This window comes from Vibrio sp. JC009, assembly GCF_029016485.1.
Taxonomy (GTDB): Bacteria; Pseudomonadota; Gammaproteobacteria; order Enterobacterales; family Vibrionaceae; genus Vibrio.
Genome location: NZ_CP092106.1, coordinates 2,614,619 through 2,634,844 on the forward strand (window position 1 = coordinate 2,614,619; position 20,226 = coordinate 2,634,844).

22 protein-coding genes are annotated in these 20,226 nt (G+C 46.1%); 2 read left to right on the forward strand and 20 right to left on the reverse strand.

Annotation, left to right across the window (positions count from 1 at the left end):
- Positions 1-2 precede the first annotated feature (2 nt).
- From L3Q72_RS11575 to L3Q72_RS11605, 7 genes are all read right to left on the reverse strand, one after another.
- Positions 3-1,199: an AAA family ATPase gene (locus tag L3Q72_RS11575; RefSeq protein WP_275130106.1), complete on the reverse strand. Its 1,197-nt coding sequence runs from the start codon at positions 1,197-1,199 to the stop codon at positions 3-5.
- Positions 1,200-1,499: 300 nt separating this feature from the next.
- A complete protein-coding gene (locus L3Q72_RS11580) occupies positions 1,500-1,775 on the reverse strand; it encodes a hypothetical protein (RefSeq protein WP_275130107.1) in 276 nt (91 codons plus the stop codon).
- 12 nt (positions 1,776-1,787) lie between these two features.
- Positions 1,788-3,254 carry a type II and III secretion system protein family protein gene (locus L3Q72_RS11585; protein WP_275130108.1) on the reverse strand — a complete coding sequence of 489 codons (1,467 nt, stop codon included), beginning with the start codon at positions 3,252-3,254 and terminating at the stop codon, positions 1,788-1,790.
- 11 nt (positions 3,255-3,265) lie between these two features.
- The gene (gene cpaB / locus L3Q72_RS11590) at positions 3,266-4,021 is read right to left on the reverse strand and encodes a Flp pilus assembly protein CpaB (RefSeq protein ID WP_275130109.1); all 756 of its coding nucleotides are present in this window, start codon (positions 4,019-4,021) and stop codon (positions 3,266-3,268) included.
- Complete coding sequence (locus L3Q72_RS11595) at positions 4,018-5,364, reverse strand: AAA family ATPase (protein WP_275130110.1); 1,347 nt, start codon at positions 5,362-5,364, stop codon at positions 4,018-4,020. The genes cpaB and L3Q72_RS11595 overlap by 4 nt, the downstream gene beginning before the upstream one ends.
- Before the next feature lie 12 nt (positions 5,365-5,376).
- Complete coding sequence (locus L3Q72_RS11600) at positions 5,377-5,865, reverse strand: prepilin peptidase (protein WP_275130111.1); 489 nt, start codon at positions 5,863-5,865, stop codon at positions 5,377-5,379.
- 121 nt (positions 5,866-5,986) lie between these two features.
- Positions 5,987-6,163, reverse strand: a complete 177-nt coding sequence (locus L3Q72_RS11605; RefSeq protein ID WP_275130112.1) for a Flp family type IVb pilin — start codon at positions 6,161-6,163, stop codon at positions 5,987-5,989.
- A gap of 208 nt (positions 6,164-6,371) precedes the next feature.
- On the opposite strand from L3Q72_RS11605, the gene L3Q72_RS11610 reads away from it, so the two are divergent.
- The gene (locus tag L3Q72_RS11610) at positions 6,372-7,097 is read left to right on the forward strand and encodes an AraC family transcriptional regulator (protein WP_275130113.1); all 726 of its coding nucleotides are present in this window, start codon (positions 6,372-6,374) and stop codon (positions 7,095-7,097) included.
- A gap of 75 nt (positions 7,098-7,172) precedes the next feature.
- On the opposite strand, the gene L3Q72_RS11615 is transcribed toward L3Q72_RS11610, so the two are convergent.
- Positions 7,173-7,352 carry a Flp family type IVb pilin gene (locus L3Q72_RS11615; protein ID WP_275132100.1) on the reverse strand — a complete coding sequence of 60 codons (180 nt, stop codon included), beginning with the start codon at positions 7,350-7,352 and terminating at the stop codon, positions 7,173-7,175.
- A gap of 278 nt (positions 7,353-7,630) precedes the next feature.
- Between L3Q72_RS11615 and L3Q72_RS11620 the strand changes: the two genes are divergently transcribed.
- Positions 7,631-9,322 carry an AMP-binding protein gene (locus tag L3Q72_RS11620; protein ID WP_275130114.1) on the forward strand — a complete coding sequence of 564 codons (1,692 nt, stop codon included), beginning with the start codon at positions 7,631-7,633 and terminating at the stop codon, positions 9,320-9,322.
- A 78-nt stretch (positions 9,323-9,400) separates the two neighbouring features.
- Here L3Q72_RS11620 and pgpA read toward each other — a convergent pair whose 3' ends face one another.
- The 12 genes from pgpA to frsA all read right to left on the reverse strand — a co-directional run bounded on the left by pgpA (position 9,401) and on the right by frsA (position 20,196).
- A complete protein-coding gene (gene pgpA / locus L3Q72_RS11625; protein WP_275130115.1) occupies positions 9,401-9,907 on the reverse strand; it encodes a phosphatidylglycerophosphatase A in 507 nt (168 codons plus the stop codon).
- Positions 9,904-10,881 carry a thiamine-phosphate kinase gene (thiL, locus tag L3Q72_RS11630; RefSeq protein ID WP_275130116.1) on the reverse strand — a complete coding sequence of 326 codons (978 nt, stop codon included), beginning with the start codon at positions 10,879-10,881 and terminating at the stop codon, positions 9,904-9,906. The genes pgpA and thiL overlap by 4 nt, the downstream gene beginning before the upstream one ends.
- Before the next feature lie 201 nt (positions 10,882-11,082).
- Positions 11,083-11,550, reverse strand: a complete 468-nt coding sequence (gene nusB / locus L3Q72_RS11635) for a transcription antitermination factor NusB (protein WP_275130117.1) — start codon at positions 11,548-11,550, stop codon at positions 11,083-11,085.
- On the reverse strand, positions 11,550-12,020 hold the full coding sequence (gene ribE / locus L3Q72_RS11640) for a 6,7-dimethyl-8-ribityllumazine synthase (RefSeq protein WP_275130118.1): 471 nt from the start codon (positions 12,018-12,020) through the stop codon (positions 11,550-11,552). Before ribE ends, nusB begins: the two co-directional genes overlap by 1 nt.
- 253 nt (positions 12,021-12,273) lie before the next feature.
- Positions 12,274-13,383, reverse strand: a complete 1,110-nt coding sequence (gene ribBA / locus L3Q72_RS11645) for a bifunctional 3,4-dihydroxy-2-butanone-4-phosphate synthase/GTP cyclohydrolase II (RefSeq protein WP_275130119.1) — start codon at positions 13,381-13,383, stop codon at positions 12,274-12,276.
- Positions 13,384-13,488: 105 nt separating this feature from the next.
- Positions 13,489-14,142, reverse strand: a complete 654-nt coding sequence (locus L3Q72_RS11650) for a riboflavin synthase (protein WP_275130120.1) — start codon at positions 14,140-14,142, stop codon at positions 13,489-13,491.
- A gap of 166 nt (positions 14,143-14,308) precedes the next feature.
- On the reverse strand, positions 14,309-15,403 hold the full coding sequence (ribD, locus tag L3Q72_RS11655) for a bifunctional diaminohydroxyphosphoribosylaminopyrimidine deaminase/5-amino-6-(5-phosphoribosylamino)uracil reductase RibD (RefSeq protein WP_275130121.1): 1,095 nt from the start codon (positions 15,401-15,403) through the stop codon (positions 14,309-14,311).
- Positions 15,403-15,852 carry a transcriptional regulator NrdR gene (gene nrdR / locus L3Q72_RS11660; RefSeq protein WP_275130122.1) on the reverse strand — a complete coding sequence of 150 codons (450 nt, stop codon included), beginning with the start codon at positions 15,850-15,852 and terminating at the stop codon, positions 15,403-15,405. The genes ribD and nrdR overlap by 1 nt, the downstream gene beginning before the upstream one ends.
- Positions 15,853-15,983: 131 nt before the next feature.
- Positions 15,984-17,234, reverse strand: a complete 1,251-nt coding sequence (locus tag L3Q72_RS11665; protein ID WP_275130123.1) for a glutamate-5-semialdehyde dehydrogenase — start codon at positions 17,232-17,234, stop codon at positions 15,984-15,986.
- 9 nt (positions 17,235-17,243) lie between these two features.
- Entirely contained in the window at positions 17,244-18,392 is a 1,149-nt protein-coding gene (gene proB / locus L3Q72_RS11670; RefSeq protein WP_275132101.1) for a glutamate 5-kinase, read from the reverse strand.
- Positions 18,393-18,479: 87 nt separating this feature from the next.
- Positions 18,480-18,854 (reverse strand): sigma factor-binding protein Crl, encoded by a 375-nt coding sequence (crl, locus tag L3Q72_RS11675; protein WP_275130124.1) that lies wholly within the window; start codon positions 18,852-18,854, stop codon positions 18,480-18,482.
- A 100-nt stretch (positions 18,855-18,954) separates the two neighbouring features.
- Positions 18,955-20,196, reverse strand: coding sequence for an esterase FrsA (frsA, locus tag L3Q72_RS11680; RefSeq protein ID WP_275130125.1), 1,242 nt, complete (start codon positions 20,194-20,196; stop codon positions 18,955-18,957).
- Positions 20,197-20,226: the final 30 nt, after the last annotated feature.

Sequence of the window (20,226 nt, forward strand, 5' to 3'; positions counted from 1 at the left end):
TCTTATGAAAACAGCTTACCTAACCAACCTTTTTCCACTGGGCCTGACGGCGTAAGCTCTTGAGTAATCGCTTTAAGTGACTTAGATATCACGGAACTCTTACGGTGCAGTACAATTGGTTTGCCTAAATCAGCGCATTCAACCGCTACCTTGTATTCATTGGGAACCAGATGAATCTCGATACCTGAAACCACTTTTTCCAGATCTTTCAGGCGAACACTGCCTCTCTTTTCAAACCTGTTAAGAATAATGCAGAGGCTATCCTTAGGCAGCGCATATTCAAACTGAAGAGTCCGGACTAAATTATTGGCATTTTTCACCGAAATCAGATTTTGCTGAGTCACCAAAAATACTCTGGATGCCGGCGCTACGATTGATGAGTAGACATACTCCACGCCTCTGGACAGGTCTACTACAACATAGTCATAGAACTGCCGGAGTATTGGCATTAATTTGCCCATATTCCTGGCTGTCTGGGCATTTTCTTTCGCACCACTATCCCTAAAGCCCAGAATTTCCAGACCAGAAGAGTGCTTTGTCACCAAGGAAGCAAGTGATATCTCATCCAGATCGGATATGGAGTCCAGTACATCTGCTATATCGTACTTACATTTTGTGTCCAGATACTCTGCTACAACACCAAACTGAACATCCAGATCCACCAGTAACACCTTTTTATCCGGTATCTGCTTCAACTCTATCGCTGTATTTAATGCCAGGGTTGTCGCACCAGCGCCACCTTTTGTATTCACAAACAGGTAGAGCTCACCCAGAGCACGGTTCACAATTTTTTCATCTGCCGTCGCCTTAAGCATCGGCATAACTTCTTCAAGCTCGGCCTTATCTGACAGAAAATCGGACGCACCAATTCTCAATGAGATTTTTAGAGCCCCGGTATCAGCTTCATCACCAAAAACTATCAGAGATGCCTCGTGCTCCTGCAGGCTGGACGCCTGATTCTGCAACTCGACAATTCTTTTTGCCCAGTTCACACCAGTCTCAATAAAAACAAGGTCTGGACCAGGAAGCGAAGAAATACCTTCCACGTTAAATGAACTTAGCGGAACCGTCTCTATATTAATGTTTTTACATCTGTCCAACTGATGACGGATGTGTGTCAGGAACTTTTCAGATGCATAAACCACCCAGATAGTCAGGTTGGTTCTCAGCGCAAAATCGTTGCCCTCATTAATCGTCAATTTTATTGGCTCTCCCATCGATAGATGCTCCCAGCTAAATTATTATTGTTTTGGCAGACAACCTCGTCCTCACAAACCGGATAACGGGTATATCGTCTTATGGGTTTCCCACAATCTTTCCATTGGTATCTAAGTAACCGATAATTAAAGTATAGTCGCTCATTTCGCCAGGGATCATTTTTGTAATCATTTGATTAAAATGAACAACATTTCTATTTATCACACAACAGACAACCACTAAATCCAAAGTGTAAGAGCCAGGATTTCTTCAGACTCTTACACTGACTTACATAAATCACATTAGTTAAGCGGAATAGCCAACACAGTACCAGCGCTAATATCACTGCTAGCTTTGGTGCTGGAGGTTTGATCATGATAAACCTCCAGTGTTGACTGCATCCGTTCACCACTACCCGTTGGCATATAACCTAAGTTTTCCACTGAGGCTGACGGATTGTATGTCTGCTCAGCTTTCACCAAAGCAACCGAAGAACCCAGCGGCTGATCACTTGCACATCCTGCTAACAATAATATTAGTACAAAGCCCAGGCTGTAGCCTTTATTCAACTGTTTCATATTCAAATCCCTCTATAAACTGTGTCCAAATTTACCTTCTGAACCACCTTTTTCAGTAGGGACAGGCTCGACAGCCTGCTGCTCTTTCATGGTCGATTTCACCGGCTGGTTAATCACTGAGCTCTTACCTAACAGGTAAAACTCCCAGTCGCTAGGTGATACAAATCCATCTGTCGGCAAGGTGATCTTGTTCCGGTCAATCGCTTTAGCAAGCCTTGGCGTCACCAGAATAACCAGTTCGGTCTCTTCATTTACAAACTCCTGGCTATTAAACAGCTGACCAAGGATAGGAATATCACCAAGTCCAGGAAGCTTCTCCACCGCCTCGCGGGTACTTTCGTTCAACAGCCCTGCGATAGCTATGGTCTGCCCGTCTGCCAACTCAAGAGTTGAAGAGGCACTGCGCACGGTTGTGGACGGAATATAGAAAGAAGAGCTGGCTCCGACATTCAGAGAAACCGCACTGGTGCTGCTCAGTTCACTGACGGAAACTGCCATTGTAAGATTAATTTTCTTATCACTCAGAACCGTTGGGACAAATTCAAGACCAACACCATATTCACGGTATTCAATAGTAATACCATCATCATCCGGCACCGGAATCGGATATTCACCACCCGCTAAGAACTCTGCTTTTGCACCACTTAATGCTGTCAGGTTTGGTTCTGCCAACACTTTTGCAGCGCCTGTTTCTTTTGCAATATCCAATGCAAATTCAAATAACGTATTACCATCTAAAAACGATCCAAGAAGACCGGAATCTGAATAACTTGGGTTAGTGAATACACCTTTACTCGGATCAAGAGCAGTCGGCTCAATAGCACCACCCATGGTCCCGCCACCCCAGGTTATTTCACTGCCACTAAACTGCAAAAAGTTAATATTGGCATCAAAGCGCTTAGTCAGGCTTCTTTCCACTTCTGCAACCGTCACTTCCAGCATGACCTGCTGGGCGCCGCCTATGGTCATAAGATTGATAATGCTTGAGGTGTTAACCTGATCGGCACCGGCAGTATCAGCTGATGCACCACCAGAATAGGTTTCAGCAACTTTCAGCGCCAGATTCATCTTCTCCTGTGACGCCACAAGTCCACTCAGAATCAGCTTGTTCTTAGAGCTGTGTACCGATATTTTTTCATCAGGAAGAAACTCATACAGCTTACTCTTGAGGTTATTCAGATCGTGCGTTACCTCAATATTCAGCGCTTCAATTAACAGACCGTTCTTATCCCACACCATAAGGTTGGTAGAACCCAGTTTTTTACCTATCAGGAAAAGTTCATCTGATTTAAGCATCACAATATCAAGAACCTCAGGATCCCCCAGAGAAACACGGGATGCTCTGGATGAAAGATAAATATGGGTAGATTTGTGATGCGGTACATTGATGGTTTCACCAGTCTGAGCACTGGATGCAGACGCAGTCGCGGCCCAGAAATATACCAGCAAGCCAAATATTAGCGTTAGTATTCGATTCATAATCTATTGCCTCATTCCTTGACTTTTACATTAGACGATTTGGTTCCTTTGATAATCGTAACGCTAGGCTTAGGCTTGTACGTAGTACGCACCACAGGCTTATCGACTTCATGAGGATTTCTCAGTGCCAACTGAATAGACCCTTTGGAGTTTGCAGAAAGCAGCTTTTGCGCTTCTTTCGGGGTAACTTCAAGGGTAACGGCCCGAACAATTATTGGCTTGTTCTCTTCCGTTCTTGCTGTCTGGTCAACGGCAAGTACTTTGATATTTTTCAGGACTGTCGTAGTACTGGCGCTGTTTTTGCCGTACTTCACCGTCTGCAGAATATCCACCTTACTTCCCGGTAAAAGGAAACCAGCCACACCAACAACATCGTTTACACGAATGGTCACCGCACGCTTATTCTCCGGGATCAGAGCTGCCAGGGTGGTTCCTACTCCGGGCTCAGAGATTCGGGAAGCATGCATTACTTCGCCGGCATAGATAGCGTCTCTTGCCACCATACCAACCACATCTTCCAGGTTGGCAAAGTTAGCCTCCTGGTTAAGCCAGGCGACCTCAAGCAATTTTGTTGTTAACTGCTCGGACGTAATTTCCACACCCGCCGGTATATTGACACCTGCGATAACCACCGGATGCCTCTCAACAACCTCAACTTCAACCTCAGGCTGGCGCTGTTGATCCATCCATTGCTTACCGACAAAAACCGCAGCCAGACCAAAGATAATGGACAACAGGAATAAGAAAATAACCTGTGTTCTATTCATATCACTCCTCCTTGCCCATCAGCTGTGAAATAGAGATCCCAAGCTCGTTCCATTATTGTGGGCGTTATTACTGGATCAATCTCTTCGAATGCCACTATATCTCTGCTGATACCCACGATATCCTTAGGTATACAAGGGAAATAGCCAACATTGTATCTCTTGTGTAAATCCATCAGTCTGCTCATAGCCAGCTCAGGCAGACCAAGGCGTCTTCCGTCAGCAACGCCTTGCCATAAACTGCGGTAATCTGCTTCATCTAAAGCATAGAACTGAATTTTGTATCCAAGACGTCTCAAAAATGCGGGATCGGCGATCTTCTGCGGATCCAGGTTGGTTGAAAACGCAAGAGTTAAAATAAAGGGAACGGTTATCTGCTGGCCGTTAGGCAGCCCCAGATGGTCATAAAAATATTCCATCGGAACGATCCAGCGGTTCAGTATGGTATCCACCGGTACTGGTTGGCGGCCAAGGTCATCAATAACCAAAATGCCATTATTGGCCATCATTTGCAGCGGAGCCATCCAGACCCGGTTATGCTCGGTATGGTTAACCTCAAGCATATCCATGGTCAGCTCACCACCAACCTGAACACTTGGCCTCTGGCAAAGCAGCCAGCGCTTATCGTACTGCTCTTCAATGCGGGCACTCAGTTGCTTTTGATTATCATCCACAACCTTATGATGCTGAGGAGAATAGACCTTAATAATGTTACCTGCTGCATAAACAGCATAGGGAATATAAACCGAAGTATGGTGCGCGTTTAAGATACGCTCTGCGACAAAAGTTTTACCTGAACCGGCATGACCATAAAGAAGCAAAGCCCGGCCAGAGTTAATCGCCGGCCCCAAAATAGGCACCAGACGGTTTGAACCGTAAACATCAGATAAGGCTCTTTCTACATCCAGTCGGGTAACGGTTTTGGCTCTGACATCCTGCAGCTTAACCATCTCATAATAATCTGGCAGAGAAACCGGCATTGGCCCCAGATACGCATCTTTAAGAAAGGCTTTGTCCGCCTCTTCCATTCCCAGTTCAGATAGCGCATACCGGACCTGACCACCGGCATTATCCGAGTAGAAAGAGGTTTTTTCCGGCTGGAAAACCTCAACCATTGATTTTTTTCTCAATATCTGGATTATGGTTTCAACAAAATGGCTGATAACTCCCAGATACTGTGCAAGTTCCAGAATATTGGATTTTGGATACGCCGAAAGATGTTTAATGACTAAGTTCTCAAGAACAGCCTGAGGTACATTCAATTCATCTATGGATGTAGGTACTCTAGGCGCACTCGTCTGAGGTGTAAGAATTCCCGATTTTCCGGCTTCCTTTCCTGAGCTCATAACGACTCCTGGCTAGATAGTGAAATATTGATACATCGCGAGTCCGACAAAAACAGAAGGTGCAAAGGGCATACGTAAATTATCTTTAGTTACGAATTGTTTACGTCCTTCTTTATCTAACAGTAGTATCAAATTTCTATATTTTGAAGTATTGCTAATCACATCCTGAAAAATAACAATCAATCCGATGATTCCGGCAGATATCAGAATATAATAACTGGCGCTTAAGAGGTTTCCCCATCCAATCCAGTAACCAAGAACACCAAGTAATTTCACATCACCCGGAGACATTGCCCGCAGGAAAAAAAGCACCATGCAAGAGAAAAACATCGCGAATGAAGCAAGAACATTGAGTCCCACCGTAGATAATGGAACTGGCTGATAGGCATATTGCGCTATATATATAACTATTAATAACAGTAGACAGTTATTAGGAATTCGGTTCTCTCTTAAGTCATATATGGCAATAACCAGTAATAGAGACCAAAATAGAATGGACAAGCATAAACCTCCAACCTATGTTTATACACATTGCTTTCGTTTTAGAAACAAAGAGTGGTAAGGCACTTACGTATCTTTACCACTCATTGCATAGACTTCTGGACTTAGCTAAGACGGCCACTTATCCGGAGATACCTGTGACTACGCTGTTCAACTTAGTACTTAACTGGTTACCTAAGCCACTAAATACAGCAGATAGTCCAACAACCAAGAATGCAGCACCGATAACATATTCAACAACCGTTAGCCCTTCTTCGTCTTTAATAAAGTCTTTACAGAAATTGATAAACTTGCTCATAACCCTACTCCTAACACACTAGTAATATGGAACTCCCGAAATATCTCGCTGTTCCTGTTATTCAATTTAGGACGGGGACAAACTTTAAGTTAGGACTTTTTTACTATTAGGTTGTACATTTTTAATATTAGGCTAGAGTTAAAATAGAGTTACTATCCAAAATGTCATTTTCATATTAATCAAGAAGTTAACTTATGGATGAAATATTATGAGCTATTACTGGTTGGGTGAGGACATTAATAATATCCCTGAAGAAATAAAGAGTTATATCACTAACACTTTAGATATATATGATTGTGATAATGATTTTTCCGTATTAACTCTAAAAAGTGTGAAAACTGTTTTTTTTGGTCTCAGCAATGAGAAACGAGCTTTTTTTGATAGTTGCATCAAAATATGTGAGAATTTAGATAAAAGGCTCATAACACTCAATCTTGACAAAACAAAGCCCAAGAAAACTCAGGAAAAATTCATTCTTCTACAAATAGATACATCAGATAAAGAACTCACAAAAGAGTTAACCGAAAGGCTCAAAGCAGCCTTAAGTAGCAATAAAATTAACAATACATTAACAATTGAAACAAAAAACAAACACCTTTCGACAAAAAGTGGAAGCAGGATCGATATCTATCAGGTTATCAGCTTTATTGATGACCATTTAGACAAAGAGATCAAGGAAGAAGAACTGGCAAAAAAATTCAACTATTCAACACCTTATTTCTCAAAAATCTTTAAAACCGTTATAGGAATGAGCTTTCGGGACTACATAACGGGCAAGCGAATTAAAAAAGCTAAAATTTTGTTAAGAGAGAGCCCTGAAGAGAAACTGGCTTCGATTGCTTATCAGTGCGGATACAACGATGTTTCCTACTTTTCCAGGATATTTAAGAAAAAGACTAACATGACGCCTAATGAGTACCGAAGCAGCAGTTAATCTCTTAAAAAAATAACAGGCAGACACCTTTACAAGGAGGTATCTGCCTGAAAGTTATTGGGTTTCAGCCTTGTGTCAGCCTGAGCCTGCTTTGTCTAAAGAGCTGTTCAAACTCCCGTTCAGAGTATTACCATAATTAGAGAAGAAGAGAGCCATTCCCCCCACAAGGAAGGCAGCCCCCACAACGTACTCAACAACCGTCAGGCCTTCTTCATCTAAAAGAAAGTTCTTAATTGTCCGATAAATCTTTTCCATAAATCCCTCAGCTGACGAATTAGTTTTGAATACTGTTATTCGTGCTTCTTCCATCTAAGAAACCTAAACAAAACAGTATAAGTAAATAATAGCCCAAATTTTCTTTTTGATAGCCTCAGCAGCAATTAAATAACTTAAATGAGAAATCCATCAATAAAACAACTTGTTTATTCTGAGCTTATTTCGCTATAAGTCCGGCATTTTATTTCCATCCTATTGTGGCTAAAACCCCGGCATGGAATTAACATTACAATAACATCCATAAGATGGAGAACACTATGCGCGATGCAGTTAATACACATGAAGCAGAAGCCGGATGCTCAATTTCACCACCCAATGAGATGATTCTGCACTGGGCAGAACAGCGCCCGAACGATATCTACCTGAAGCAGATTATTAACCGCGAATTTGTCGAATACTCCTTCGCGCAAGTGGCGGATATGGCTCTGAGGTTCGCTTCCGCACTGAAGGCACAAGGCTTAAAGCCGGGTGATAAAGTTGCGCTGATTTCTAAAAACTGCGCTGAATGGTTTATTACGGATCTTGCGCTAATGCTGGGTGATTATGTAAGCGTTCCCATCTTCCCCACTGCGGGCAGTGAGACTATTGAGTACTGTGTCACGCATAGTGAAAGTAAGGTGATGATCATCGGTAAGCTTGACAGCGCAGACGAGGTAAAAGAAGCGATGAACAGGTTGCCGGATATACTCACAATTTCATTGCCTTATGATAGCGCTCCTGAGTGTCAGCTTACTTTTACTTCTCTGCTTAAAGAGCATGAACCGGGCACCCAAAGGCCTCAGCACTATGATGAAAAGCTGATGTCCATCGTTTACACCTCAGGCACTTCCGGCGTCCCTAAAGGGGCAATGCTGACCTATGGTGCATTTAGCTGGTCGGCACAAAAACTTATTGAACATATAGGGATAAGAGAAGATGACCGGCTTTTCTCCTATCTGCCTCTGGCGCATATCACCGAGCGGGTTTATATCTTTGGCTCCTCCATAATGGGGGGAGTTCAGACTGCATTTCCGGAATCGCTGGATACCTTTATTCTGGATGTGAAAATGCACAGGCCAACCCTGTTTATCTCTGTGCCAAGACTCTGGGCTCTTTTCCAGCAAAGGATCCAGGACAAGATGCCACAACGGAAACTCAGTATTCTGCTTAAGATTCCGTTTGTCAGCTCTATCGTGAAAAAGAAAATTGCCGAAGGTCTCGGGCTTGATCAGGGCCGGGTTCTTGGTTGTGGCTCCGCTCCGGTATCACCGGCTTTGCTGGAGTGGTATTTAAGTGTTGGCCTCCCAATCACTGAAGCCTGGGGAATGACGGAGTCTTTTGCCTATGGCACCCTGAACCACCCCTTCAGAGCCGATAAGATAGGTACCGTTGGCAATGCAGGTCCGGGAGTTGAGCTGAAAGTTGCCGAAGATGATGAAATTCTTGTGCGTGGCAGGGGAACGTTCACCGGGTACTATAAAGATCCGGAGCAGACCCAGGAAGCCTTTGACTCTGAAGGATGGCTGCATACCGGAGATATCGGCTCACTGGACAGTGAAGGCTATCTGACCATTCAGGGGCGCAAGAAGGATACCTTTAAGACGGCTAAAGGTAAGTTTGTCGCTCCGGTTCCTATTGAAAAGAAACTCTACGAGTACGGAAAAATTGAGATGATGTGTCTGGTGGGCCTGGGGATGCCAGCACCGATACTGCTCGTTGTGCCCCATCAGTTTCCTCATTTCGATAAGGAGAGATATGAAAGGCGTATGCTGCGAATCATTAAGCAGATCAACCAGGAGCTTGAATCGCATGAAAAGATCAAAGGGGCTTTGATGATCAGAGATCCCTGGAGTATTGAAAATGGCATTCTGACTCCAACGCTTAAGATTAAAAGACATGTGTTAGAGAGGAAGTATCACGATACCGGGGTTAACTGGCCGGGGGATAAGATTGTGGTTTGGGAGAAGTGATAAATAGTAGCTGTCAGCCTTCAGCTGTCAGAGGTAAACAACTTAACCACCTCTGATAGCTGATAGCTGATAGCTCGTTTAAACTAACCAGTCCGCATACCAACAAACAAAATACAAAACAACCGCTGCCATAACACCGGCAACAATATCATCCAGCATAATTCCCAGGCCGCCATGGACTTTTTGATCAAGCCAGCCGATAGGCCACGGTTTTACCATATCGAAAAAGCGGAACAGGACAAAACCACTAAGCAGGATCTTCCAGTCAAAAGCCGGTAGCCCAAGCAGAGGTACCACACTCATAGTGATCCAGAATCCGGCAAACTCATCCCAGACAATAGAGCCGTGATCGTGAACCTGCATATCATCAGAGGTTACCTGACAGATCTTCACGCCAATAAAACAGGAAAGAAGCGTGAGAATAAGATAAGCAGGCAGAGGTAACTGAACCAGAAGAAGGTAAAGCGGCACAGCGGCCAGCGTTCCCATTGTGCCCGGAACCACAGGTGACAGGCCACTACCAAAGCCGGTAGCCAGAAGGTGCCATGGGTTTAATAGTGAAATTTTATCTAAAGGGTTACTCATGCATTTTCCTTACTGAAATGATCGTATCCGGACAGTTCCCAGTTAACCGGCTTTCCGTCCCGAATCAGTTCAAATGTGCCCTGAGGGCGTATCTGCCCGATGCAGGTAATCTTTGTTCCTGTGTGTGCTAATGCGCTTTCCAGCCCGCCTTTGTGCTCTTCCGGGATAGTAAAGCAAAGCTCGTACTCTTCACCACTGGTCAGTGCTATTTTCTGTGCAAGCGCCCTGTCAGAGCAGTAATCCAGAAGCTCACCGGAGAGAGGCAACTGACTGATATCGATACTGGCGCCAAGCTGAGAGCACTCAAGGATATGCCCGAGGTCAGAAATCAGCCCATCAGAAATATCAATACAGGCAGAGGCCCGATTTAACAGCGCCTGCCCCACCAGCACACGAGGCGTTGCCAGATAATGCCTCTTCTCCAGCGCATCGGCAAATGGCTTACCTACATCGGCATTACCCAGGATCACTTCCAGTCCGGCTTTACTGTCTCCCAGATCTCCGGTTACGTAAATCCAGTCACCCATTTTAGCGCCTGAGCGCATCAGCGCATGCTTTTCCGGAACAAAGCCCTGAACCGTCAGAGTAATACTTAACGGCCCTCTGGTGGTATCACCACCAATAAGCTGAACACCAAAGTAATCCGCCAGCTCAAAAAACCCATCACAAAATGGCTTCAGCCAGGCTTCATTCTGCTCAGGCAATGTCAGAGCAAGTGAAACCCAGGCGGGCGTCGCACCCATCGCAGCCAAATCGCTAAGATTAGAAGCTAACGCCTTATGCGCTACCCACGCCGGGTTGGCTCCCGGAACAAAATGCGTCCCCTCCACCAGCGTATCCGTACTGACAGCAATACGCACATTCTCAGGCGGCTTAACCAGAGCACAATCATCCCCAAGCGAAAACTCAACGTCCCGGCGCTGAGTTTGACGGTTCTTAAAATAGCGATCAATTAAACTAAATTCACCAGACATATTTGTACAAGCTTATTTTTAAAGGGCCCTGGGTTTATAGGCCCTGGGCCCTAGGACATTTGTTTATTTTTTAGTATCAAGGCGCTGCAATATTGTGCACCTTTTGGTTTTCCCAGGGCCCAGCAGGGCGAAGCCCGATCCTAGGACCCAGGGCCCAAAAAAAAGGCCAGCATAAGCCGACCTTTTTCCAATCTCTGTCCGTTACTTCTTACGAACATGCGGTGCAGCTTTATCCAGCACACCGTTAACGAACTTATGGCTGTCTTCTGCAGCAAATACCTTCGCCAGCTCAATAGCTTCGTTGATAACCACTTTGTATGGTACATCATCACGGCGAGTCATTTCGTACATAGCCAGTCTCAGCAGAGCCAGTTCCATCATATCCAGATCCTGCATAGGACGGGAAAGGTACGGACGCAGCTTGCTGTCAAGGTCAGTGTGAGACTGTACAACGCCAACTAATAGATCACGGAAATAATCTACGTCAGTTTCAGGAGCCTTCAGTGAAGGTTCATTATCACGATGCTCTTCTTCATCATACTTATCACCAGATAAAAACTGGTCTTCAACTGTGGCAACATTTTCTTTTGTGATCTGCCAAGAATAAATTGCTTGCAGAGCAAACTGACGTGCATTACGACGTGCGGCTGGTTTCACACTGGCCCCCATTAGGAATCGATTTCAGATAAAACGTTGATCATTTCTAGCGCGCTTAGTGCAGCTTCTGTGCCTTTGTTACCAGCCTTGGTTCCTGCGCGTTCAATAGCCTGATCAATAGTGTCAACAGTCAGCACACCAAATGCCACTGGAAGGCTGTATTCCAGAGAAACCTGTGCCAGACCTTTGTTACATTCACTGCAAACATAGTCAAAGTGAGGAGTACCACCACGGATAACTGTACCCAGAGAGATAATCGCGTCGAACTTACCTGTTTTTGCTACACGCTGAGCAACAAGTGGCAGTTCAACCGCTCCCGGACAACGAACAACAGTAATATTGTCGTCACTAATCTGCCCGTGACGCTTTAAAGTATCGATAGCACCAGATAGTAAACTTTCGTTGATAAAGCTATTAAAGCGAGAAATAACAATCGCAATCTTAGCATTCGGAGCCGGGAATCCACCCTCGATAACTTGCATAAAGCCTTCCTTTAACTATTTTCGTCAGTGAGAATCGCCGGATTCTAGCATAGATGTTCGTCACAAATCTAATTGTTTTTTGGAAGTCTTGGGGCCCTGGGCCCTGGGTTCGGGCTTCGCCCTGCTGGGCCCTGGGGAAAAACAAAAGGCGTACATCTATGCACGCCTTCCAAACTAAAAAAATGCTTTCCCCAGACCTAACAATGAACGAGGTAAACATCCCAGGGCCCAGGGCCTAAAAACCCAGGGCCCTTTATTCACAAATATATTCCGTAACTTCCAACCCAAACCCGCCAAGCGCATGATACTTCTTATCCGCTGAAGACAGCAGCTTCATTTTGCTTACGCCAAGGTCGGCCAGAATCTGTGAGCCCACACCTACGCGGCGTGATGTGCCCTGCTTTTTCGCAAGGGTCGGTGCGTCGCCTTTATCCTGCTGTTCAAACATCTTCACGCGGTGTACCAGAAGGTCTGTGGTTTCCTCATGACCAAGGATAACCAGAACACCACCCTCTTTATCGATACGCTTCATCGCTTTTTCCAGCGTCCAGCTGCGGTCAGCGTTGCGGTTTGAGCGCAGTACATCGGTAAACACATCCTGAAGATGAACACGAACCAGGCAAGGTTCATCTGTGATCTCACCTTTACGCAGTGCGTAGTGGATTTCGTTATCAATGGTGTCACGGTATGTCACCATATCGAAATCACCAAACTCGGTTGGCAGTTTGCACTCGGCAACGCGCTCGATAGTGGTTTCCGTGTTGTTACGGTACTCAATCAGATCCGCAATGGTACCCAGCTTAATGCCGTGTTTTTCAGCAAACACTTCCAGATCCGGGCGGCGGGCCATAGTGCCGTCTTCATTCAGGATCTCAACAATCACAGAAGCCGCTTCCAGACCTGCAAGGCGAGCAAGATCACAGCCCGCTTCCGTGTGACCGGCACGAGTCAGTACGCCACCGTCCTGAGCTGCCAGCGGGAAAATATGACCCGGCTGAACCAGATCTGCCGCTTTAGCATCTTTCGCAACCGCAGCCTGAACCGTTACTGCACGGTCTGCTGCAGAAATACCGGTTGTTACACCTTCCGCCGCTTCAATGGAAACGGTAAAGTTTGTGGTGTACTGAGCATTGTTATCCTGAACCATAGGTGGCAGGCCAAGCATTTCACAACGCTCTTTGGTCATGGTCAGACAGATAAGGCCACGACCATGCGTTGCCATAAAGTTAATAGACTCAGGCGTAACATGCTCTGCAGCCATAATAATATCGCCTTCGTTCTCACGATCCTCATCATCCATAAGGATCACCATCTTACCAAGGCGGATATCTTCGATTATCTCTTTCGATGTACTGATTGGCATTGTTCTTATTCCTTAGTCTTGCTTCAGAGTATTTCTGATAGCGGTTTATTACTTTTATTTTTTATTCGCTGAAGTTCCAGACAGGTGATGCCTGTTTTCCAACGGTCAAGCAAACCCGTTCTGCTGCAGAAACTCCATTGTAATTCTTGATTCTGGCTCTTTATCCTGAGAAGCGGTCAGCAACCTTTCCATATAACGTGCAAGCACATCCACCTCAAGGTTAACCTTTCTGCCCACGTTAAACTTATCAATGGTTGTCTCCTCAGAGGTATGAGGAACAATGGTCAGCTTAAAGGCATTCTTACGCAGGTCATTCACCGTCAGGCTGATACCATCAACAGTAATGGAACCCTTTTGAGCCACATAGCGGGAGATATCTTCCGGCATTTCCACCCAGAACTCCACCGCACGTCCAACCTGATTACGCTCAACAATAGTCCCCACACCATCAACATGGCCGGACACAATATGACCGCCAAACCGGGTTGTCGGCAACATGGCTTTCTCAAGGTTTACCTTATCTCCCACTGAATATTGGGCAAATCCGGTCTTTTTCAAGGTTTCCAGAGAGAGATCCGCGGTATAACTGCTTTCAGTAAAAGCCACCACAGTAAGACAGACACCGTTGGTAGCAATACTGTCGCCCAGCTTAACATCAGACATATCCAGCTTGCCCGACTCAACCGTAATCGAAATATCTTCTCCTCTCGGAGTAATCGCAGTCAGAGTACCAACTGCTTCTATAATTCCTGTAAACATATTCTACTCGTTTTCTCAGGGTACTTGTCGGTTCAAAGGTAGAGGGCTGGTATCAACAAGCAGACCTTCTTTGCCATGGATGGCAAAGTAGAGCTACATGGACGCTTTCTTTTAAAAAAAAGGCATGCGTGTCTGCTTGTTGATACTAGCCCTCTGCCTGCACCCACTATAATTTTGCTACAATCCGAATATCCGAACCAACCATACGAACATCCACAATATCCAGCTCAACAACCTGATCCATCTTCTCTAAACCTAGCAGATTAATCAGGCTGCGGGAGTCGGCTCCCATAATCTTTGGTGCCTGATAAAGGATCAGCTCATCCACCAGTTTCTGTTCAATCAGACTTCCCGCCAGCGTCGCACCAGCTTCAACCCAGATATGATTTATATTGTGCTCATTCGCAAGCTTGCTAAGCACCTGTTTCAGGTCAAGCTGACCAGCCACACTGGTTGCAACAGTAATATCGCTCTTTTCCGAGCTGGACACAGTAAGCACATCGCCACCAGACTGGTAAAGTGCCAGTTCTCTGTTTAACTGATGCTGCCTGTCCAGAATCACTCTGACAGGTTGTCGCAGCTCATCTTCAGGGTATTTGGCTTTCACTGAATCAGGCAACTCATTCCAGCGCACTGTCAGTGAGGCATTATCTTCAATCACAGTTTTGCTGGTAGAAAGCACAGCCCCGGCCTGAGCACGCAAACACTGCACATCTTTTCTCGCCTGAGAAGAGGTGATCCACTTACTTTCACCGTTACTCAGCGCCGTTTTACCATCCAGACTGGCTGCCAGCTTTAGCTGAACATAAGGCATTCCGGTACGCATTTTCTTCAGGAAGGCCGGATTTAACTGATTCGCTTCCTGCTCAAGCAGTCCCACCTCCACTTCAATACCGGCATCGCGCATCATATTAACGCCGCGTCCTGCCACCTGAGGATTTGGATCTTGCATAGCGCAGATAACCTTAGCCACTTTAGCCTTGATTAGCGCTTCAGCACAGGGAGGCGTTCTGCCGTAGTGAGAACACGGCTCCAGCGTCACATAAGCTGTCGCTCCTTGCGCATTTTCACCGGCAGCACGAAGTGCATGCACCTCTGCATGCGGTTCACCGGCACGGTAATGAAACCCCTCACCCACAATCTCACCGTCTTTTGCGATAACGCAGCCGACATTGGGATTGGGCGTGGTAGTATAGATGCCCCCCTTTGCCAGAGAAATGGCCCGGGACATCATCTGATAATCAGTAGAAGTGAATGTCATTAGTCTTCCAGCTTAGCTATCTCTTCGCCAAACTCACGGATATCTTCAAAACTGCGATAAACCGAAGCAAAACGGATATAAGCAACCTTATCCAGCTCTTTAAGCTGATCCATAACCAGGTTACCAATCATCTCACTTGGTACTTCGCGCTCACCCGTTGCTCTTAGCTTAGACTTAATATTGCTGATCGCCAGCTCAATGGAATCGGCACTGACCGGACGCTTTTCCAGAGCCCGCTGAATACCGCCAACCATCTTATCTTCATTGAAAGGTTCACGGTTTCCGTTAGATTTAATCACCTTTGGCATCACAAGTTCTGCGGTTTCAAAGGTAGTAAAGCGTTCATGACAAGCCAGACACTGACGACGGCGACGAACCTGATGGCCATCAGCGACAAGGCGGGAATCGATAACTTTAGTATCGTTTTCTGAACAAAATGGACAATGCATATCACCTCCGAGGGAATTAATTGCCCGAATAATAATAATTCGTTTGAGGAGCTATAAACGGTAACAGTGTAACGGAAATGCAGGTAAATAAAAGGGCTCCATTGCGGAACCCTTTAGACTTCAAACTTTCTTTAGCTTCGCGGCAGATAATTTGCCTTACCCACCCACTTATAACTGGTGAGCTCTTCAAGCCCCATCGGGCCACGGGCATGAAGTTTCTGAGTAGAAACCGCCACTTCCGCACCAAGACCAAACTGAGCACCGTCAGTGAAGCGGGTAGAAGCATTAACATAAACCGCTGCAGAACCCGCCGTGTTGATAAACAGCTCTGCATTTTCAAGGCTGTCAGTCATAATTGCATCCGAGTGGCTGGCGTTGTGAACACGCATATGCTCGATAGCTTCACTGATATCAGAAACCACTTTAACGCCCAGAGTGTAGCTCAGCCATTCTGTATCAAAGTCACCTTCCTGCGCATCGCGGATCTCAGCCGCGTTAGCCAGCTCAGCTTTTGCTTTTGATTCTGCAACAAAGGTTACTTTGCCGTTCAGTTTTTCTGCAAGCTTTGGCAGAAATTCTGCAGCCACCTTTTCATGCACCAGAAGCGTATCCAGCGAGTTACATGCTGACGGGCGCTGAACCTTTGAGTTTTCAACCACGTCAATGGACTTGTCCAGATTAGCACTTTCATCCACAAAGATATGACTGATACCAAAACCGCCGATGATCACAGGAATATTGCTGTTCTCTTTACACATTTTGTGCAGACCGGCACCGCCACGAGGGATGATCATATCCACATACTCATCCAGCTTAAGCAGCTGAGAAACCAGCTCACGGTCCGGCTTTTCAATGTACTGAACAGAGGCTGCAGGAAGCTCGGCTTTTTCCAGCGCAGACTGAATCACCTTCACCAGCTCCATATTAGAGAAGAAGGTCTCTTTACCGCCACGCAGAATGCTTGCGTTACCGGTTTTCAGGCAAAGAGCAGCAATATCAATAGTTACGTTCGGGCGTGCTTCGTAAATAACACCAACAACACCTAAAGGAACACGGCGGCGGGACAGAGACATGCCGTTTTCCAGCACCTTGCTGTCGATTTCACTGCCCACTGGATCGTTCAGGCTGATCACGTTACGAACATCATTCGCAATACCGCTTAAACGATCTTTATTCAGTAGCAGACGGTCCAGCAGCGCTTCTGACAGCCCTGCTTCACGGCCTTTTTCAATATCCTTCGCATTTGCTGCAAGGATAGTTTCCGCATTCGCTTCCAGCTCATCGGCGATAATCTGCAGCGCACGGTTTTTCTGAGCAGTAGATGCTGTTGCCAGATGGAAAGCAGCCTCTTTTGCTGCCAGTCCCATTTTGATGAGTTCCATATCGATTCCTTATTCCTGTATTACTACCAGATCATCACGGTGTATCACCTCTGAGCCGTATTCATAGCCCAGAATAGCGCAAATATCTTTACTGTGTTTACCTATAATCCTGGTTAAATCTTCACTGGAGTAGCTGGATATACCTTTGGCAATCAGCTCCCCTTTTGTTGTTGTAATTCTGGCGACTTCACCACGGGCAAAGGCTCCTGTCACTTGCGTAACGCCTTTTGCCAGCAGGCTGCTTCCCCGCTCAATCACCGCTTTTACTGCACCGTCATCAATAATGATATCGCCTGAAGCTGATGGCCCGGCCAGAATCCAGCGTTTGCGGTTTTCCAGTGCTTCCGGTAGCGGTAAGAAACGGGTGCCGTGTGGCTGCTCAGCCAGAGCTTCTGTAATCACATTTTCTGCACTGCCCGCAGCAATAATCACTTCAATCCCGGCTCTTCTGGCAATATCAGCGGCCTGAAGCTTAGTTGCCATACCGCCGGTGCCAAGCGTAGTGCCACTGCCGCCGGCAATCTTACGTAAAGTCTCATCAATGGTTGTGACTTCACGGATAAGTTCGGCATCAGGGTTATTGCGGGGATCGGCGGTGAACAGTCCTGGTTGGTCAGTCAGCAGCAGCAGTTTATCCGCACCACACAGAATACCAACCAGGGCAGAGAGGTTATCATTGTCCCCGACTTTGATTTCTGAAGTCGCAACCGCATCGTTCTCATTTACGATTGGAATGATGCCGTTATCAATCAGGGTGTTGATTGTGTCTCTGGCGTTCAGGAAGCGCTCTCTGTCTTCCAGATCGGCACGGGTAAGCAGCATCTGACCAATTTTCAGGCCGTAGATAGCAAAAAGCGACTCCCATGCCTGAATCAGCTGGCTCTGACCTACGGCCGCCAGTAGCTGCTTGCTTGCCATAGTATTGGGGAGTGCGGGGTAATCCAGATGCTCACGACCGGCCGCAATTGCACCGGAAGAAACCATTACAACAGAATGGCCTTGCTTAATCAGATTTGCACACTGCCGGACCAGCTCAACCATATGAGCTCTGTCCAGGGCCGATGTGCCGCCCGTCAGAACGCTTGTACCAAGCTTCACGACCACAGTTTTTGGTTGTGTCACTTTCCCACCTTTACTATTACAATCACACGCAAAGATGATGTTTTAACAATCAAACGGCAATTAAACAAGCAGAAAAGGCGCTAAAGAGCGCCTTTTTTATCAATTAAACTCAAGTCGCGTGAATTACCCGGCTTCAACAACAAATTCCAGTGAAAACCTGTCGTGAAGAACCTTGGAAAGTTTCTTTACAAACTCTTCCCGGGTTCGCTCTACTTCTGCAACCGCAGTATCCGGGACAGGCTCTTCTACCCAGTCACCTTCCTGGTTATAAAGACCACGCTTAAAAACAGCCTTGAACGCAGAACTGCTGCTCTCCAGCATCATCCACCATCCCCAAAACTCTCTCTCTTCGGGCGATTTTTTATCATCAACGCAAACAGACAAGCAATCAAACAGGTAACTCCCCTCAACAGAATCCGGGTCTCGCAAATAGGGCCCGATAGCGCGGAAAGCTGAAAGTAGCCTGTGATGAGTCGGACTAGCCACCATTTCAGTCATATCAGTGAATCTCCATTTCAAATTTCACTTTATAATTTTCGAATTTACATTCTTTTAACGCATATCATCCCTATGCTTAACTAAAATGGAGCAAAAGTCATCAAGTTAATTCATCTTCAAGCCATTTTATCGCTAAATCAAGAGATTGCTCATACCCATATGAAATCGATTTCGATGAAATCTGTTTCGCTTTACCACCATGACTGAACATGGCCACCAGCTTGTTGTCGGAATAGGAGGATAGCGGGTCTCCCTCAAGCGCCACCGCTAAAATAGGCACCTTTGTCATCCGGGAAGAGAGAAAGCCCTGAACTTTTAAGGACCATGCTGACATCTGAGTAGCAAAGCTGTTTAAGTCCACCGCTTTTTTGCCCAGTCTGGAGACAAGCACATCAAGATACATCTTCGACATCCGCTTTACGCTCTCCGATGTTGCAAATGCATCATGGATCGGAGCCCCTAAAGCCACGCATGCCTTAATTTTATCCTGCTCAAGGAAAGAGAGACGAACCATGGCATTGCCACCAAAGCGGTAACCAACCAGGCCCACATTAAAGTGATCCACCCAGGGCAGTTTTGGCAGTTCATTGAGAACGGCCTGATGCAGACAGCTTGAATCTTCTGTGAGCTGCCAGCTTGCGTTGGTTCCGATAGAGGGCATATCAATGGTCATCATGGCAATCTCTTTTGGTGCCAGATAATCTCTGAAAATTCGGTACATATCCGTTTGCAGGCTATCAAGCCCGGTTGCCAGCAAAACCACAGGTAAAGGTCTGTTGGTATGAGGCAGGTGCAGTATGGCCTGGATTTTCTTTCCTTTATAGGGAATATCCACCTTCTTGGTAACGTACTTACTGCTCTTCATCGCCTCATCATAAGCCGTGCTTGCCAGGCTCTGCGCCTGTAGCGCAAGATTATCACCTCTGATATGCGGGTAACCGGCAAGACTAAAACAGAGACCGGCGGTATGGAACTCTTTTGATGCATCCTCACCGGACAACGAGGCCGCTTTTTTCTGGTGCTCCATCCCAAGAGCCGTCCACTCATAAGCCCAGTTTCCCGGCCGGTAACCCATTACCGTATCCAGCCACTCATCTTCCGTTCTGGAATTTCCCGAACAGGCAATTTTAGCGAACACACTTTCCTGCTCAATGGGATCGACGCCCTGCCAGATCCACTGATATCTGCGCAGGTTCCGGTACCATTTATAGCCTTCAACATGTTTTTTCTCTTCCAGCAATTTAACACTGCTGGGCATATAGTTTGTAAGACCCGAGGTCTCTTTAGCCTGAACATGTTTCTTAAACAGGGTTTCGGATAGGTTTTTTTGTTCTTTTGACATAGGCACAACTGAATTACGGCTTAAGTTTAT

Bases quoted from the DNA above. Each gene is read 5' to 3' on its own strand.
- L3Q72_RS11580 (WP_275130107.1), bottom strand. From the start codon at position 1,775: ATGAAACAGTTGAATAAAGGCTACAGCCTGGGCTTTGTACTAATATTA.
- L3Q72_RS11585 (WP_275130108.1), bottom strand. From the start codon at position 3,254: ATGAATCGAATACTAACGCTAATATTTGGCTTGCTGGTATATTTCTGG.
- cpaB (WP_275130109.1), bottom strand. From the start codon at position 4,021: ATGAATAGAACACAGGTTATTTTCTTATTCCTGTTGTCCATTATCTTT.
- L3Q72_RS11595 (WP_275130110.1), bottom strand. From the start codon at position 5,364: ATGAGCTCAGGAAAGGAAGCCGGAAAATCGGGAATTCTTACACCTCAG.
- L3Q72_RS11605 (WP_275130112.1), bottom strand. From the start codon at position 6,163: ATGAGCAAGTTTATCAATTTCTGTAAAGACTTTATTAAAGACGAAGAA.
- L3Q72_RS11610 (WP_275130113.1), top strand. From the start codon at position 6,372: ATGAGCTATTACTGGTTGGGTGAGGACATTAATAATATCCCTGAAGAA.
- L3Q72_RS11615 (WP_275132100.1), bottom strand. From the start codon at position 7,352: ATGGAAAAGATTTATCGGACAATTAAGAACTTTCTTTTAGATGAAGAA.
- L3Q72_RS11620 (WP_275130114.1), top strand. From the start codon at position 7,631: ATGCGCGATGCAGTTAATACACATGAAGCAGAAGCCGGATGCTCAATT.
- pgpA (WP_275130115.1), bottom strand. From the start codon at position 9,907: ATGAGTAACCCTTTAGATAAAATTTCACTATTAAACCCATGGCACCTT.
- thiL (WP_275130116.1), bottom strand. From the start codon at position 10,881: ATGTCTGGTGAATTTAGTTTAATTGATCGCTATTTTAAGAACCGTCAA.
- nusB (WP_275130117.1), bottom strand. From the start codon at position 11,550: ATGGGGGCCAGTGTGAAACCAGCCGCACGTCGTAATGCACGTCAGTTT.
- ribE (WP_275130118.1), bottom strand. From the start codon at position 12,020: ATGCAAGTTATCGAGGGTGGATTCCCGGCTCCGAATGCTAAGATTGCG.
- ribBA (WP_275130119.1), bottom strand. From the start codon at position 13,383: ATGCCAATCAGTACATCGAAAGAGATAATCGAAGATATCCGCCTTGGT.
- L3Q72_RS11650 (WP_275130120.1), bottom strand. From the start codon at position 14,142: ATGTTTACAGGAATTATAGAAGCAGTTGGTACTCTGACTGCGATTACT.
- ribD (WP_275130121.1), bottom strand. From the start codon at position 15,403: ATGACATTCACTTCTACTGATTATCAGATGATGTCCCGGGCCATTTCT.
- nrdR (WP_275130122.1), bottom strand. From the start codon at position 15,852: ATGCATTGTCCATTTTGTTCAGAAAACGATACTAAAGTTATCGATTCC.
- L3Q72_RS11665 (WP_275130123.1), bottom strand. From the start codon at position 17,234: ATGGAACTCATCAAAATGGGACTGGCAGCAAAAGAGGCTGCTTTCCAT.
- crl (WP_275130124.1), bottom strand. From the start codon at position 18,854: ATGACTGAAATGGTGGCTAGTCCGACTCATCACAGGCTACTTTCAGCT.
- frsA (WP_275130125.1), bottom strand. From the start codon at position 20,196: ATGTCAAAAGAACAAAAAAACCTATCCGAAACCCTGTTTAAGAAACAT.